The organism is Pseudoflavonifractor sp. An44, from assembly GCF_002161675.1.
Lineage (GTDB): Bacteria > Bacillota > Clostridia > Oscillospirales > Oscillospiraceae > Enterenecus > Enterenecus faecium.
Map to the genome: position 1 here is coordinate 222,677 of NZ_NFIH01000001.1, position 15,326 is coordinate 238,002.

Sequence of the window (15,326 nt, forward strand, 5' to 3'; positions counted from 1 at the left end):
ATGTCTCGTGTCGCTTTTATTGGCTGCGGAAACATGGGCTCCGCCCTGGCCCGGGCCGCCTGTGCCAGCGTGGGACCGGACCAGGTCTATCTGGCTAACCGCACCTATGCCAAAGCGGAGGCCTTGGCCCAGGAACTGGGCTGCCAGGTAGTCCCGGACAATCTCAACGCATTCTCCCAAGCTGACTACATCTTTCTGTGTGTCAAGCCACACTTATTGGCAGGGGTATTCAAAGAGCTAGGACCTTACCTGGAACTCTGTCCTACCAAGGTTCTCATCTCGGTGGCAGCCGGGGTGACCCTGGAAACCCTGTGCTCCTTTCTCCCGGCCAAGGCCCGGAATATTCCCCTGCTGCGGCTGATGCCCAACACCTGCGTGGAGATCGGTCAGGGCATGTCCGCTCTGTGCGCCGCTCCCTCCGCCCAGCCCCACCACATCCAGGCGGTACAGGACATTCTCGCCCGCTCCGGGCGGGTAGACCTCATGGACGAGGCCCACATGGACGCCTTTACCTCGGTGGCCGGATGCGGTCCCGCCTACGTCTACCCCTTCCTTGAGGCCCTGGCCGACGGCGGGGTCATGGTGGGTCTGACCCGGAAGCAGGCCATGGAGTACGCCGCCCAGATGTTGATGGGGGCCGCCGCCATGGTGCTGGAGTCCGGGCAACACCCTGGAGCCCTCAAAGACGCCGTGTGTTCCCCCGGCGGTTCCACCATTGCCGGTGTGGCCGCTCTGGAGGCAAATGGCCTGCGCCACGCCGCCATCCAGGCAGTATTGGCCGCCTATGAAAAGAACAAGCAACTAGGCAAACAATAAATGAAATACGCCCCCTCCGGCGATGCCGGAGGGGGCGCTTTCAATGATCAAACTCATATGGTCTGCGCAAGGGAAACCGATTCTTGGGTCGGTCCAAAGCCCTCGGCAGAGTTTTCCCGCCTTTCGGCGGGAAAAGAAATCAAAATCCGTTTTTCCCGGGGACATGTGCATCGGGAAAAACACTTCTCAGCCCGCCAGTGTGGAATCGGGTCGCCCTTTGACCCGATTATGCATGCAGCGGGCTGCAACTTCTCGGAAATGCTAGCATTTTCGAGAGGATTTATTCCTGCTCCCAGTTGTGGTAGATGTTCTGGATATCGTCGTTGTCCTCCATGATATCGATCATCTTCTCCATGTTCTGGATGTCCTTGGGATCGGTGAGGGTGACGTAGTTCTGGGGCACCATCTCCACCTTGGCGGAGGCGAAGGTGTAGCCCTTCTCCTCCATGGCAGACACCACGGTGGCGAAGGAGTCGGGATCGGTGTAGATGGTGAAGCACTCCTCTTCGGGCTCGAAGTCAGCAGCGCCGCAGTCCAGAGCGTCCATCATCACCACGTCCTCGTCCAGGTCCTCCCGCTCGATGATGAGCACGCCCTTCTGGTCAAAGGACCAGGACACGCAGCCGGTGGCACCCAGGTTGCCGCCGAACTTATCGAAGTAGTGACGCACCTCGGAGGCAGTGCGGTTGCGGTTGTCGGTGAGGGCCTCCACGATGACAGCCACGCCGCAGGGGCCGTATCCCTCATAGGTGATGGCCTCGTAGTCGTTGGAGTTGCCGGAGCCCAGGGCCTTCTCAATGGTGCGCTTGATGTTGTCGTTGGGCATGTTGGCCGCACGAGCCTTGGCAATGACGGTGGCCAGACGGGAGTTGTTGTTGGGGTCGCCGCTGCCGCCGGTCTTCACGGCCACGATCAGCTCACGGGCGATCTTGGTAAAGGTCTGAGAGCGCTTGGCGTCTGCCGCGCCCTTGGTCTTCTGAATGTTATGCCACTTGGAATGTCCGGACATGAAAAAATCGTTCCCTTCGTTCTATAGATTCCACACTGCCTATGGCACAGGCAGTTTTTCACATTTACAGGTTAGTATACCATGCCATTCTCCTTTTTTCAACCCTCTGCCCCCGGGCTCAGGGATTTTTCCTCCGATTCTGAAAAATTCTCTTGACACTCTAATCGGTACGTGGTATAGTTGTCCCATGGTTAGCTATCGCTAACTCATAGAATCTCCTTCCTCCATGTTTCGAACCAAAGAGCTTGGGCAGCCCGCACCAGAAGTGCGGGCTGCCCTCTTTTTTCATAGTTTTTTCGCATGAGTTCTCAATTTTTCTCCCGTTTTTTGTAACAGTTGACGCTTTCCTATTTTTTATAAAATGTGTATACTGGATTACGTGTTTTTTCCATTCGAAAATTTTTAAGAAAAGGAGAATCGGAGTATGATCAGGCTTCTGGCAAAATCCATCCGGGAGTACAAACGGGACGCCCTATTGACCCCCCTGTTTGTCACTCTGGAAGTCATCATCGAATGTATCATCCCCTTCCTCACCGCCAATCTGGTTTTGGAAATCCAAAATGGCTGTGAGCTGTCCACCATCGTCCGCTACGGTGTGATTCTCATGGTGTTGGCTGGCTTTTCCCTGTTCTTTGGACGGATTGCAGGCACCACCGCCGCATCCGCATCCGCCGGCTATGCCCGGAATCTGCGACGGGATATGTTCTACAACATTCAGAACTTCTCCTTTGCCAACATTGACCGCTTTTCCACCTCTTCTCTGGTCACCCGTATGACCACCGACGTGACCAACGTGCAGATGGCCTTTATGATGATCATCCGGGGCGCCATTCGCTTTCCCCTGATGCTGGTCTTTTCCTTTATCATGGCCTACATCATGGGCGGCTCCATGGCCTTCATCTTCCTGTTCACCATCCCGGTACTGGCCATCGGTCTGGCGGTTATCATCTGCAAGGTACATCCCCTGTTTGTCAAGGTGTTCCGCAAGTACGACACCCTGAACAACTCCATCCAGGAGAACGTGCAGGCCATGCGGGTGGTAAAGAGCTACGTCCGGGAGGACTTTGAGAAGGAGAAGTTCTCCACCGCCGCCGAAGATGTGTGCCGGGACTTCACCCGGGCCGAGCGCATCATGGCCTTTAACTCCCCTCTGATGCAGTTCTGCCTCTATTCCGCCACCTGCCTCATCCTGGGGTTGGGCGCCTACTTCATCATCAGCACCCAGGGCGTGGCCCTCACCGTGGGCAAGCTGTCCTCCCTGTTCGTGTACAGCTTTCAGATTCTGGTGAGCTTGATGATGCTGTCCATGGTGTTCGTGATGATCACCATCTCCGCCGAGTCCGCCCACCGTATCGTGGAGGTGCTCCAGGAGCGCAGCACCATCACCAGCCCCGCCAATGCCGTGATGGACGTCAAGGACGGCTCCATCGACTTTGACGGCGTGGACTTCAAGTACTCCGCCGACGCCGAGCGCGACGCCCTGTCCCAGATTGACCTGCACATCCGGTCCGGCGAGACCGTGGGCATTCTGGGCGGCACCGGCTCCTCCAAGTCCTCCCTCATCCAGCTCATTCCCCGTCTGTACGATGCCACGGAAGGTACCGTGCGAGTGGGCGGCGTGGATGTGCGGGACTACGACCTGGATAGCCTGCGCAACGCCGTGTCTGTGGTGCTGCAAAAGAACGTGCTCTTCTCCGGCACCATCAAGGAGAACCTGCGCTGGGGCAACCCCGACGCCACCGACGAGGAGATCATGGAGGCCTGCCGTCTGGCCCAGGCCGACGAGTTCATCCAGCTCTTCCCCCACAAGTACGACACCTACCTGGAGCGAGGCGGTGTCAACGTCTCCGGCGGCCAGAAGCAGCGTCTGTGCATTGCCCGCGCTCTTCTGAAAAAGCCCAAAATCCTCATTCTGGACGACTCCACCTCCGCTGTGGACACCAAGACCGACGCCCTCATCCGCAAGGCCTTCCGGGAGTTCATCCCCGACACCACCAAAATCATTGTGGCCCAGCGTGTGGCCTCGGTGCAGGAGGCAGACCGCATCCTCATCATGGACGGTGGCCGCATCGTGGCCATGGGTACCCACGAGGAGCTGCTGAAGAGCAGCCCCATCTATCAGGAAGTCTACGAGTCTCAGAACAAAGGAGGTCAGGAAGATGAAGCCTAATGTCCCCGTCAATCGCAAAGGCACCTTTGTTCGCCTGCTGCGCACCCTCTTCGAGTTTTTCCCGGTGCTGATGCCCGTGGCTCTGGTGTGTATCCTGTTCAGCGCCATCGTGGGCAGCCTTCCCACCGTGTTCATGCAGAAAATCATCGCTGTCATCGAGACCAACTGGCAGACCGGTGACTGGGCCGCTGCTGCCCCCCAGATTCTGCGGCTGGTGGCCATTCTGGCCACCATGTACGGCCTGGCCCTCATCTCCACCATCGTGTGGACCCAGCTGATGGCCATCATCACCCAGGGCCTGCTGAAAAAGCTGCGAGTAAAGATGTTCGACGGCATGCAGAACCTGCCCCTGCGCTACTTTGACACCAACGACCACGGCGATATCATGAGCCACTACACCAACGACATCGACACCCTGCGCCAGATGGTAGCCCAGAGCTTCCCTCAGCTACTGTCCATGTTCGTCACCATTCTGGCCGTGCTGGTGATCATGCTCTACTACAGCTTCTGGCTGAGCCTGGTGATTCTCCTGGGCTCCCTGGTGATGGTGAAGTTCACCCGCTCCATCGGCGGCAAGTCCGCCACCTTCTTCCAGCGGCAGCAGAAGTCCCTGGGTAAGGTGGAGGGCTTCGTGGAGGAGCTCATGGACGGCCAGAAGGTGGTCAAGGTGTTCTGTCACGAGTCCGAGACCTGCGCCGACTTCGACCGGCTCAACGACGCTCTCATGTCCGACTCCAAGCAGGCCAACACCTACGCCAACACCCTCATGCCCATCCTCATGAACACCGGCAACTTCATCTATGCCCTGGTGGCCATCGTGGGCGGCATCCTTCTCATTACCCACGCCCCCAACCTGAGCTTTTCCGGCATGGCCTTCAGCATCAGCATCACCGTTCCCTTCCTCAACATGACCCGCCAGTTCACCGGTACCATTGGCCAGGTGTCCCAGCAGATCAACCTGGTGGTCATGGGTATGGCCGGTGCACAGCGCATCTTTGAGCTGATGGACGAGGAGCCCGAGGTGGACCAGGGCAATGTAACTCTGGTGAACGTCCAGGAGCAGAAGGACGGCTCCCTGAAAGAGGTGCCCTACCGCAGCAACGTCTGGGCCTGGAAAGTACCTCAGGAGGACGGCTCCTTCCACTACACCCGCCTCACCGGGGACGTACGCTTTGAGCACGTGGACTTCGGCTATGTGCCCGAGAAAACCGTACTCCACGACATCTCCCTCTTCGCCAAGCCCGGCCAGAAGGTGGCCTTCGTGGGCGCCACGGGTGCCGGTAAGACCACCATTACCAACCTCATCAACCGGTTCTACGACATCCACAACGGCCGCATCCTCTACGATGGCATCGACATCATGACCATCCGCAAGGCGGACCTGCGCCGCTCCCTGGGTATCGTGCTCCAGGACACCAACCTGTTTACCGGCACCGTCATGGACAACATTCGCTATGGTCAGCTGGAGGCCACCGACGAGGAGTGTATCGCCGCCGCCAAGCTGGCGGGCGCCCACGACTTCATCACCCGCCTGCCCCACGGCTACCAGACCATGCTCACCAGCAACGGCGCCAACCTCTCCCAGGGCCAGCGCCAGCTGCTGGCCATCGCCCGGGCCGCCGTGGCCGATCCCCCGGTGATGATCATGGACGAGGCCACCTCCTCCATCGACACCCGCACCGAGGCCATTGTCCAAAAGGGTATGGACGCCCTGATGTATGGCCGCACCGTGTTTGTCATCGCCCACCGGCTCTCCACCGTGAAGAACTCCAACGCCATCATGGTGCTGGAGCAGGGCCACATCATCGAGCGAGGCAGCCACGACGAACTCATCGCCCAGAAGGGCAAGTACTACCAGCTGTATACCGGAGCCTTTGAGCTGGAATAAGTCCTATACAAGCAAAAAAGTCGTTCTCCCGTGGGAGAACGACTTTTTTCATTCACTCAGCAACATGCGGTCGTTGTCCAGCTGTTGGCCCGTGCCAGCTTTGAACTGCTCCAAGAGATCTTGGACGGTCATGCCCGCTCTCTGCTCTCCCTCCACGTCCAGCACCACGTGGCCGTCTGCCATCATCAAAGTGCGGTTGCCCAGCTCCAGGGCCTGGGACATGTTGTGGGTGACCATGAGACAGGTGATGTGGTCCCGGGCCACAATGTCCCGGGTCAGTTTCAGCACCTGCTCCGCCGTGGCGGGGTCCAAGGCAGCGGTGTGCTCGTCCAGCAGCAGCAGCTGGGGCGGCACCAAGGTGGCCATGAGCAGGGTCAGGGCCTGGCGCTGTCCGCCGGACAGCAGCCCCACCGGGTGCCCCATGCGGTCCTCCAATCCCATGCCCAACAGGCTCAAATGCTCCCGGAACATGGCCCGGTCCTTTTTGCTGATGCGGCTGAAAGGCGCATTGCCCCGGGAGGAGCGCAGATAGGCCAGAGCCAGATTCTCCTCAATGGTCATATGGGGAGCCGTCCCCTTCAAGGGGTCCTGGAACAGCCTCCCAATGGTACGGCTGCGCTTGTGCTCCGGGAGATAGGTGATGTTGCGTTCTCCCAGAGTGATGCTGCCCTGGTCCACATAGAACGTCCCGGCAATGGCGTTGAAGAGAGTGGATTTTCCCGCTCCGTTGGAGCCGATGATGGTGATAAAATCCCCATCCTTCACCTCCAGGGACAGATTGGAGAGGGCGGTCTTCTCATTGATGGTCCCGGGATAAAAGGTCTTGGAAATTCCTTTGATGTTCAGCATGTTCCCTCACGCTCCCTTCCCTGCCATGGCTTTTTTCTTTTGGAATGCCACCCAGCTGCGCAGCGTAGGTGCGGCAATAGCCAGGCCTACGATGATGGCGGTGACCAGCTTCAGGCACTCCACCGGCACCACCTTGGTGTAGAGCACAATGGCGTAAATCAAACGATAGATGATGGAGCCCACAATCACCGCAATGGCTCCCTTGAGGATGGAGCGTCGGCCCAGCACCGTCTCACCGATGATGAGGCAGGCCAACCCGATGACCACAATGCCCGTGCCGCCGTTGATGTCAGCGGTGCGCTGGTACTGGCCCACCATGCCGCCGGACAGGGCGGTGAGGGCGTTGGCGATGCACAGACCCACGGTAATGGTAAAGGTGGGGTTCACCGAGGAGGCCCGCACCATGTCCCGGTTGTCTCCGGTGGCCCGGATGGACAGGCCCAGCCGGGTGCCCAGGAAGAGCACCAGCAGTACCGCCATGAGGATGGTCACACCCCCGGCCAGCACCGTCTCATACCACTTCCCGCCGATGCCCGTGGTGCGAAACAGAGAAAAGATAGTGTCGTCTTTGAGCAGGCTCACATTGGAGCTCCACCCCATCACCATGAGGTTCACGGTATATAATCCTGTGTTGGTGACGATGCCCGCCAAAATGGAGGGCACTCCCAGGCGGGTCTGCAAAAAGGCGGTGACAAACCCGGCACAGGCCCCTGCCACCATGGCCGCCGGAATGGCCAAAAAGGGGTGGCCAGCCGCCGTCACCGTCACCGACACCGCCGCCCCCAGCACAAAGGCCCCATCCGTGGTCAGGTCGGCAATGTCCAGAATGCGGTAGCTCAAAAACAGGGCCATGGCCACCAGCGCATACAAAAAGCCCAGCTCCAGGGCCGTCTGCACAATATACAGCAATTCCTTCACGCTCCTTTGCCCCGTCCGGCACCTATGTGCCGGACGGGGCATAGTTTTTTATTCCTTGGTGGTGGTCACTTCCACCACTTCACCCAGCTGGCCAAACACCTGGGGGTCAATGCCCAGGGCCTTGGCGGTCTCGGTGTTCACGGTAATGAGGCCGCCATCCATGTAGTACACGTCCTCCATACTGTCCACGCCCTCGGTGATGGCCTGGTAGGCCAGGTCTGCGGTGCGGGTGCCCAGATCGGTATAGTTGACGCCGCAGGTGGCAAAGGCGCCGTTTCTCACGAAGGAGTCCGCCCCGGTGTAGTGGGGAATTCCTGCTTGGGCCAGCTGCTCATAGATGGCCAGCTCGGCGGACATGATCACGTTGTCGGTGGGAGTGAAGATGGCATCCACACCACCGGCCACCAGAGCGGAAGCCGCGGCGATCACCTCGTCATTGGTATTGCCCGTCTGTTCCACATAGGAGATTCCCTTGCTGTCCAAGTACTCCTTGGCCTCCTGGATGGGAGTGGCGGAGTTGGGCTCGGACAGAGAGTACAGCAGTCCCACCTTCTTCATGTCGGGGTTTTGGGTGAGCATCATATCCAGAATGACGCTGGTCTCCAGGGCGTCGCTGGTGCCGGTGACATAGTCCAGCCCGGTGAGCTCTGCGGTCTTGGGGTCCGATACTGCGGCGTACACCACAGGGGTCTGGGTGTCCTGGGCACACAGGGCCATCACCTGAGCGGCGGTGCTGGCGATGGGGATGATGGCGTCCACCCCGTCTACAATGGCCTGGTCTCCCAGCTGCTTGAGCACGGACTGGTCGTTCTGTCCGGAGTACACCTCGTATTCAATGGTTACATTCTTTTCCTGGGCAATGGAGTCCAGCTGAGTGGTGATTGCTTTGGCGATCTCATCCAGAGAGGCATGGTCCATCTGCTTGACCACAGCCACCTTGTAGGTGTCGTCCTTCCCATCCTTGCCTGCACCACAGGCACACAGAGAGAGAAGCATGGTGCCCGCTACGGCACAAGCGGCAAATCGACGGATGATCTGATTGTTTTTCATGGTGTTTTCCTCCATTTTTTGAATTTGGGCGGCAGATGTTTTTCCGCTTTGCCAGGGCCGAAAAATGAAAAAAGCCTCTGCCCCACATGGGACAAAAGCTCAGCTTCTGCGATACCACCCAAATTGACGCCAAACGACGCCCACTCGCTTACGCATACCATCATATGCGCCCCTTCTGATAACGGGTGGGGTACCCGTCAGTCCCTACTAGGTCGCCCGTTCGGTCTGCCCTCCGAAGTCCATTCTCCTAGCTGCTCCCCGCCCCGCTCTCACCGTCCGGGACTCTCTGAAGGTTCGCCACACTGGATACTACTCTCCGTCAATGGTTTGCTGTATTGAAGTTGTTGTGGCCATTATACGCACCCGCTCCCCACTTGTCAACCCCTTTCAGAGAAAATTTTTTATCACACTAATGTGTCATACTTTTTGAGGGGGACGTGCAAGTCCCTCAGACGACACGCATACCCTTTTCTCACGAGGGAGGGACTGCCATGTTTCGCATCTTAAAAAAACAAGTTCTCCGGGATTCCGTCGTCCTCATCGCGCTGCTCACCGCCGCCCTAGCGCTGGTGACTGCCCCCACCCAGGCTATGACAGGGGCGAAAAATGGGCTAACCCTGTGCTGCAACGTCATCATCCCCTCCCTCTTCCCCTTTTTTGTGCTCTCCTCCCTGGCGGTGGATCTGGGACTGGCCGCCTATCTGGGGCGGCTGCTGGAGGGAGTCATGCGCCCCCTGTTCCGGGTCAGCGGCTGCTGCGCTATGGCTGTAGTGCTGGGCTTTGTGGGCGGCTACCCCCTGGGAGCCAAAACCGCCCTGGAGCTGTACCGCCAAGGTCTGTGTACCAAGACGGAGACCGAGCGGCTCCTGGCCTTCTGCAACAACTCCGGGCCCGCCTTCATCTTGGGAGTCGTGGGGGCTGGCATCTTTGGCAGCGGCCAGATTGGCCTGCTGCTCTACGCCTCCCACTGTGTCGCCTCCCTCCTCACGGGCCTGCTCTTTCGGTTCTACGGCCACGAGGACCCACGGGCCAAGGCAACCAGCTATCCCAAGCCCATTGCCGCCACCACCATTCCCACCGCCTTCACCAATGGGGTGGTGCGCTCCTTTTCCAATCTGCTGAACATCTGTGCCTTTGTCATCTTCTTTTCCGCTCTCCTCCAGCTTATGTCCTACTTTGGAGTATTCACCGCCATTGCCCGGCTGCTCTCTCTGATGGGTGTCTCCTCCCGCTATGCTCCCCAGCTGGTGGCGGGCCTGCTGGAGCTCACCTCCGGGGTGTCCTCCCTGGGCGGCGTGGCCAGTTCCGCCGGGTCCATCTCCATGGCTGCCTTTATGCTGGGCTGGGCCGGGCTGTCCGTCCACTGTCAGGTGCTGTGCTTCCTCATTGACAGTGGCCTTTCTGCCCGCACCTATCTGCTGGGCAAGTTCCTCCACGGCCTCATCTCCGCCGCCCTCACCTACCTGGTGACCACCCTCTTCCCCCTCACCTATCCGGTCTCGTACTACCTCACGTCCCAGACCCAGAGCCTCACCCAGCTGGATTTCCGCCACATCCTCCCGGTGACCCTGGCCACCGCCGTGCTCTGCTGGATGGCCCTTGTGGCTCTGTGTCGATTTTTGGCTGGAAAAACAGGTGGAAAATAGCGGGCGTTTGGTGTATACTGAGGAGGATCTCGGAAGAACAGGAGACTTGCTATGCTGTTTCAAAAAAATATTGAACCCCGCTGCCTCTACTGCAAGCGAGGTGTGGCTCTGGATGAAGAGCAGATTTTGTGCTCCCTCAAAGGCGTGGTGGACCCAGGCGGCGCTTGCCGTGCCTTCCGGTATGACCCCTTAAAGCGTGTGCCCAAAAAGCCCGTGGTGGCCAACTTCTCCCACCTGAAAAAAGAAGACTTTATGCTCTAACCCCTCCGCTCCCTCCCAGGAGCCTGACCGATGGTCGGGCTCCTTTTTTTGTCTCCACCCACCAATCTCCTTGACCCGAAGTCCGCTTTTTGGTATGATAGTTTTGTGCAATACAGAGAGAAGCACATGTACAAGGAGGATGTGTTATGAACAAAACACCAATGTCTAAGCGCATCGCGGCCACTGCATTGTCAGCCAGTCTCCTGCTCAGCTGCTGTCTGACCGCACCCCCGGCCCGCGCCACAGGAGAACGTGATGTCAGCGCATCGCCCTGGTCTACCATTGTGGATGGCGATCTGGGCGACGGAAGCGTCCAGTACCTGAGAGATCGGGACGGCGTGGAAGCCGGCGGCACCTACGCCATTTTCTACAACACCACCCGCAGCATTCTCTACCATACGGGGACCGGAAAGACAGACCAGGTCACCGGGACAGCCGCCAACGACGCCCTCAGCCTGGCTTCCAACTTTGCCTCTTCCCGGCAGCTATGGACCATTGAAAAGCGAGAGGGAGACGACGGCTACAACATCAAGAGTCTGGACAGCAACCGCTATCTGGATCTGAGCCAGACCACCGCCGTCAACGGACATGTGAACACCTCAGACCATCCGGTGCGGGTGGACATCACCTTCCACGAGGACAGCGGCACCTATACCCTCTCCAATGGCAGCAACTACCTCACCCACGGCAGTACCGCAGGCAACAAATACTACTGCAGCACCAGCCAGGACTCTGCCCTGATTGAATTCCAGCTCTATCAGGAGACCCAAGTGCTGCCCACCGTGGTGGGGGAGAACCCCAAGGGCACACAGCCTGTGTCCGAGCCCTTCAGCAGTGAGGCCACCGGAAGCCAGCATTTCCGCATCCCCTCTCTGTACACCTTGGACAATGGCTGGATTGTGGCCGCCTCGGACATCCGCTGGGCCACCAGCGGTGACTCTCCCCAAAACCTGGACACCATTGTCAGCGTCTCCAAGGACAACGGCCAGACTTGGGAGTGGGAAGTGGTGAACTACCTGGCCGACATGGCGGAAACCACCACCAGCAACGCCAGCAGCTCCTTCATTGATCCCTCCATCGTCCAGGACAGCAACGGCACCGTCCACATGGTGGTGGATGCCTGCCCCTCTTACGTGGGCCTGATGAGCGGCAATCAGATGGGCCAAGAGAGCACCGGTTTTGACGATCAGGGCCGCCTGCTGGTGGCCAAGGGTGAAGCCGGTACCTACGCCCCCAAAACTGCATCTTCCTATACCTACTATGTAGATTTGAACAACAACAATGGTTTGGCGGAGCCCGCCAATGACAACGGCAAAGATGTCATCCTCTACCCCATTTGCAGCCAGGATGGCACCGTCACGGACACCTGGGTGGATGCCTTCCTGAATGTGTATGTCAAGTCTGAGGAAGACGGCACCTTCACCAAGCCCTATGTGACTCAGTTGGGCAACTCCGCCAACCGAGTGCAAAAGAACCTGTTCTTCCAGAACAGCGAGTGGAAGGTCTACCCGGTGTTCTATATCATGCACCGCTCCGCTCAGGTCACCGATGAGGGCTTGGAGTGGAGCGAGCCCAAGTTCCTGAACATCAAGACCGCCGCCAACGAGAAATTCACCGGCGTCTGTCCTGGCCGTGGCATCACCATGACCTACAACGGCACCGAGCGCATCATCTTCCCCCTCTATGACAACCGCACCGGAAACGAGCTGGCCAGTGTCATCTACTCCGACGACGGCGGCGCCAGCTGGCAGCGTGGTGAGCACAACAGCAACCTCAACGGGGTGGGCAAGACCAGTGAATCTCAGGTGGTACTCCTCCCCAACGGTGATTTGCGGATGTACTCCCGTAACACCATCAACTATGTCAGCTACGCCGACTCCTCCGATGGCGGTGCGACCTGGAGCCAGTGCCAGCCTGATAACAATCTGTTCAGTCAGAAGAGCGGCGGCGGCTGCATGGTCTCCTTCATCAATCTGGAGGGCACTCTCATCGGTCCCGACGACCAGGCCTACGACAACCTGATTTTGGGCTCCTACGCTCGCATTCAGCGCACCGAGGGCGTGGTGCGTATCGGCTCTGTGGCTGAGGACGGCACCGTCATTTGGCTCAACGACGACATCACCCGCTATACTGGTATCAATAACTGCTTCGCCTACTCCTGTGTCTCCCAGCTGCAGGAGGATGGAAAAGCCACCGATACCTTTGGCATTCTCTATGAAAACCAGGTCTCCCCCTGCCAGATTGCCTTTGAAACCCTGACAGTTCAGGACCTGCTGGGTGAAGGCTGGTACATGGTGCAGGATGAGAGTGAGAAGATCACTCTGACCCTGGAGCCCCAGTTTATCAATCTCAGTGTGGGCCAGTCCGGCCAGGTACAGGCCATCGTCACCCCAGAGGATGCCGCCATCATCACCTGGAGTTCAGACTCTCCCGCAGTGGCTACCGTCAGTGATACCGGTGTCATCACCGCTGTCAGCAGCGGCACTGCCACCATCACTGCCACGGCCACCGCCTCCAACGGAATTGTCCGCACCGCCAAGCTCTCTGTGGCTGTACAGGGTGAGAGCGGTATTTTCCTTCCCCCCTGTTTCCAGGACATCATTTCCAGCGAGGACCACGAGGCCCAAACCACCTATAATCTGGACACCGATGGCCTGAATGCTGAGGGTGTTTACGCCATCTATCACGCCGGGACCCAGAGAATCCTCTACCACGCCAACGGCCAGAGCAACACCGATCAGGTCACTGGCTCCGTGTCCAACAACCAGCTGATCTTGGACGGACAGTATGCCGCCAGTCGCCAGCTGTGGCGCATCACCCAGACCGAAGACGGCTACACCGTCCAGAGCCTGGAAGCCGACGGCGCCTATCTCCGCCTCAACGACAGCGCCACCCAGCCCGGTGCCCGAGTGCCGGTGCAGAGTGAGCCCTACACCCTGCACATCCAGCCCGGTGCCACCCCCGGCTCCTATACCATCTCCCATACAGTTGGTGATCGGGAGCTCTACCTGTCCCACTCCGCTGAAGCCACGAAGCAGTACTATGTGAGCGCCGAGGCCAGTGAGTTCCAGCTGTTCCTGGAGACAACCACTCCCGCCCACACCACCTATCAGGTCAGCGTCACCGGACTGAGAGACTTGGTGTCCTTTGTGGACACCCTGGACCCCCAGGCATATTCCGCCAGCAGCTGGGAGGCCCTCCAGGCCGCCAAGCAGGCCGCCAACGACCTCCTATCCAGCGATGACGCCCCCGTGTTTGACAATGAGTCGGATGCCCAGGCCCGTCTGGACCAGGTGACCGCTCTCACCAAGGCCCTGTACCAGGCATGGATGGACCTGGTTCCTCCTCAGACCTCCACGGATAAGGCCCTTCTGCAAAAGACTTATGACTATGCACTGACCCTCTCCACCCAGGGTGTCACGGAAAGCGCCAAGAAGGTCTTTGAGGATGCCCTGGCTCAGGCCAAGGCAGTCCTGGACGATCCCGATGCCACCGCTGAAGAGATCAACTCCGCTTGGGATGATCTGCTGGTGGGTATCTGGAGCCTGGGCCTTACCCAGGGTGACAAGACCATGCTGGAGCAGCTCATTACCAAGGCTGAGGCCATGGTAGAGGAGTCTGACAAGTATGTGGCTGACCACTGGCAGGCCCTGTTGGATGCCCTGGAGACCGCTCTTGCGGTCCAGGCCGATGGCGACGCCATGCAAGAGGACGTAGATCAAGCCGCCGAAGCCTTGCTGAATGCCATTCTGGACCAGCGGTTCAAGGCAGATAAATCCATCCTGGAAGGTCTGATTGCCCAAGCACAGCGCATCGACCTCACCGGATACACCGCTCAGAGTGTGGCCACCTTCCGCACTGCACTGGCAGAAGCCCAGGCTGTTTTGGCTGACCACTCCCTCAGTGAAGAGGAGCAGTCCCAGGTGGACGCCATGGTGGACAAGCTCACCGCCGCCATCCACGGTCTCAGTGCCGATGGCGCAGCTGAACCCAGCGATACCCCCGCCACCGACACCCCGGAGGCCAGCAAGGCCCCTGATGCCACCCAGAAGCCCGCTCAGGACGATAAGGTGCCTGCCACGGGAGATACCCAGGTGATGGGACTCTGGATCGCTCTGACTGCCGCCTCTGCCGTCGCCTTGGCCTCTCTGGCCTCTGCTCGGAAAAAGCGCAGCTGATCCCTTCCTTCCCTAATACGGTACAGACGCCCCTCGATGGTCTCAGCCATCGAGGGGCGTCTGTTGTCTATTTATAGCTCTTCTCGTTACATCTTCATTTCGTCTCATTGCGCAGCATGGCGCTCAACTGTCAAAGCCACGAAAAAGGAAAAGAGGACGATCAAACGATCGTCCTCTTCGTGTCGGCACTACCTATCTTCCCAGGCCGTCGCCAGCCAAGTATTTTCGGCGCAAGTGAGCTTAACTGCCGTGTTCGGAATGGGTACGGGTGGACCCTCACTGCAATCAGCACCGACTGAACGGTTCCCACTTGGGTGCATACACACCCAAGTGGGAGTGGTACACCTTCAGGGACTCGAACCCTGGACACCCTGATTAAGAGTCAGGTGCTCTACCAACTGAGCTAAAGGTGCCCATGGAAGGGGGTGTCATGCTTCTCCTGTTCGCAACGCTCGGCTTCCCTCCGTCTCGGACTTGAAACAGAAACTTGCGTTTCTTGGTTTCTCGCCCTCGCTTCGGTCCATCCTCGCGGCTCACAACG

At 58.8% G+C, this 15,326-nt stretch carries 11 protein-coding genes, 1 tRNA gene and 1 rRNA gene; 6 read left to right on the top strand and 7 right to left on the bottom strand.

The features are described from left to right. Positions 1-816, top strand: a complete 816-nt coding sequence (proC, locus tag B5F98_RS00940; RefSeq protein ID WP_087369234.1) for a pyrroline-5-carboxylate reductase — start codon at positions 1-3, stop codon at positions 814-816. 280 nt (positions 817-1,096) lie between these two features. On the opposite strand, the gene B5F98_RS00945 is transcribed toward proC, so the two are convergent. Next, entirely contained in the window at positions 1,097-1,825 is a 729-nt protein-coding gene (locus tag B5F98_RS00945) for a YebC/PmpR family DNA-binding transcriptional regulator (RefSeq protein WP_087229229.1), read from the bottom strand. A 424-nt stretch (positions 1,826-2,249) separates the two neighbouring features. Here B5F98_RS00945 and B5F98_RS00950 point away from each other — a divergent pair, with 424 nt between their 5' ends. Further along, positions 2,250-3,995 carry an ABC transporter ATP-binding protein gene (locus B5F98_RS00950; RefSeq protein ID WP_087369235.1) on the top strand — a complete coding sequence of 582 codons (1,746 nt, stop codon included), beginning with the start codon at positions 2,250-2,252 and terminating at the stop codon, positions 3,993-3,995. Continuing rightward, positions 3,985-5,883 carry an ABC transporter ATP-binding protein gene (locus B5F98_RS00955; protein WP_087369236.1) on the top strand — a complete coding sequence of 633 codons (1,899 nt, stop codon included), beginning with the start codon at positions 3,985-3,987 and terminating at the stop codon, positions 5,881-5,883. The genes B5F98_RS00950 and B5F98_RS00955 overlap by 11 nt, the downstream gene beginning before the upstream one ends. A gap of 48 nt (positions 5,884-5,931) precedes the next feature. On the opposite strand, the gene B5F98_RS00960 is transcribed toward B5F98_RS00955, so the two are convergent. The 4 genes from B5F98_RS00960 to B5F98_RS12875 are packed head-to-tail and all read right to left on the bottom strand — an operon-like array spanning position 5,932 to position 8,864. Beyond that, positions 5,932-6,732 (bottom strand): ATP-binding cassette domain-containing protein, encoded by an 801-nt coding sequence (locus B5F98_RS00960; RefSeq protein ID WP_087369237.1) that lies wholly within the window; start codon positions 6,730-6,732, stop codon positions 5,932-5,934. Between the two features lie 6 nt (positions 6,733-6,738). Next, positions 6,739-7,641: an ABC transporter permease gene (locus tag B5F98_RS00965; protein WP_087369238.1), complete on the bottom strand. Its 903-nt coding sequence runs from the start codon at positions 7,639-7,641 to the stop codon at positions 6,739-6,741. Positions 7,642-7,698: 57 nt separating this feature from the next. Beyond that, on the bottom strand, positions 7,699-8,700 hold the full coding sequence (locus B5F98_RS00970; RefSeq protein WP_087369239.1) for an ABC transporter substrate-binding protein: 1,002 nt from the start codon (positions 8,698-8,700) through the stop codon (positions 7,699-7,701). After that, positions 8,697-8,864: a hypothetical protein gene (locus B5F98_RS12875; protein ID WP_158096672.1), complete on the bottom strand. Its 168-nt coding sequence runs from the start codon at positions 8,862-8,864 to the stop codon at positions 8,697-8,699. The genes B5F98_RS00970 and B5F98_RS12875 overlap by 4 nt, the downstream gene beginning before the upstream one ends. Before the next feature lie 327 nt (positions 8,865-9,191). On the opposite strand from B5F98_RS12875, the gene B5F98_RS00975 reads away from it, so the two are divergent. The 3 genes from B5F98_RS00975 to B5F98_RS00985 all read left to right on the top strand — a co-directional run bounded on the left by B5F98_RS00975 (position 9,192) and on the right by B5F98_RS00985 (position 14,785). After that, positions 9,192-10,346: a nucleoside recognition domain-containing protein gene (locus tag B5F98_RS00975; protein WP_087369240.1), complete on the top strand. Its 1,155-nt coding sequence runs from the start codon at positions 9,192-9,194 to the stop codon at positions 10,344-10,346. A gap of 51 nt (positions 10,347-10,397) precedes the next feature. Further along, on the top strand, positions 10,398-10,607 hold the full coding sequence (locus tag B5F98_RS00980) for a hypothetical protein (RefSeq protein WP_087369241.1): 210 nt from the start codon (positions 10,398-10,400) through the stop codon (positions 10,605-10,607). 146 nt (positions 10,608-10,753) lie between these two features. After that, positions 10,754-14,785: an exo-alpha-sialidase gene (locus tag B5F98_RS00985; protein ID WP_087369242.1), complete on the top strand. Its 4,032-nt coding sequence runs from the start codon at positions 10,754-10,756 to the stop codon at positions 14,783-14,785. Positions 14,786-14,965: 180 nt separating this feature from the next. On the opposite strand, the gene rrf is transcribed toward B5F98_RS00985, so the two are convergent. Continuing rightward, positions 14,966-15,081: ribosomal RNA gene (gene rrf, locus B5F98_RS00990) — 5S ribosomal RNA — on the bottom strand. 41 nt (positions 15,082-15,122) lie between these two features. Beyond that, positions 15,123-15,198, bottom strand: a tRNA-Lys gene (locus B5F98_RS00995). Positions 15,199-15,326 lie beyond the last annotated feature (128 nt).

What these genes read in the sequence shown, in the direction of transcription:
- proC (WP_087369234.1), top strand. Translation starts at nt 1, where the DNA reads ATGTCTCGTGTCGCTTTTATTGGCTGCGGAAACATGGGCTCCGCCCTG.
- B5F98_RS00945 (WP_087229229.1), bottom strand. Translation starts at nt 1,825, where the DNA reads ATGTCCGGACATTCCAAGTGGCATAACATTCAGAAGACCAAGGGCGCG.
- B5F98_RS00950 (WP_087369235.1), top strand. Translation starts at nt 2,250, where the DNA reads ATGATCAGGCTTCTGGCAAAATCCATCCGGGAGTACAAACGGGACGCC.
- B5F98_RS00955 (WP_087369236.1), top strand. Translation starts at nt 3,985, where the DNA reads ATGAAGCCTAATGTCCCCGTCAATCGCAAAGGCACCTTTGTTCGCCTG.
- B5F98_RS00960 (WP_087369237.1), bottom strand. Translation starts at nt 6,732, where the DNA reads ATGCTGAACATCAAAGGAATTTCCAAGACCTTTTATCCCGGGACCATC.
- B5F98_RS00970 (WP_087369239.1), bottom strand. Translation starts at nt 8,700, where the DNA reads ATGAAAAACAATCAGATCATCCGTCGATTTGCCGCTTGTGCCGTAGCG.
- B5F98_RS12875 (WP_158096672.1), bottom strand. Translation starts at nt 8,864, where the DNA reads ATGATGGTATGCGTAAGCGAGTGGGCGTCGTTTGGCGTCAATTTGGGT.
- B5F98_RS00975 (WP_087369240.1), top strand. Translation starts at nt 9,192, where the DNA reads ATGTTTCGCATCTTAAAAAAACAAGTTCTCCGGGATTCCGTCGTCCTC.
- B5F98_RS00980 (WP_087369241.1), top strand. Translation starts at nt 10,398, where the DNA reads ATGCTGTTTCAAAAAAATATTGAACCCCGCTGCCTCTACTGCAAGCGA.
- B5F98_RS00985 (WP_087369242.1), top strand. Translation starts at nt 10,754, where the DNA reads ATGAACAAAACACCAATGTCTAAGCGCATCGCGGCCACTGCATTGTCA.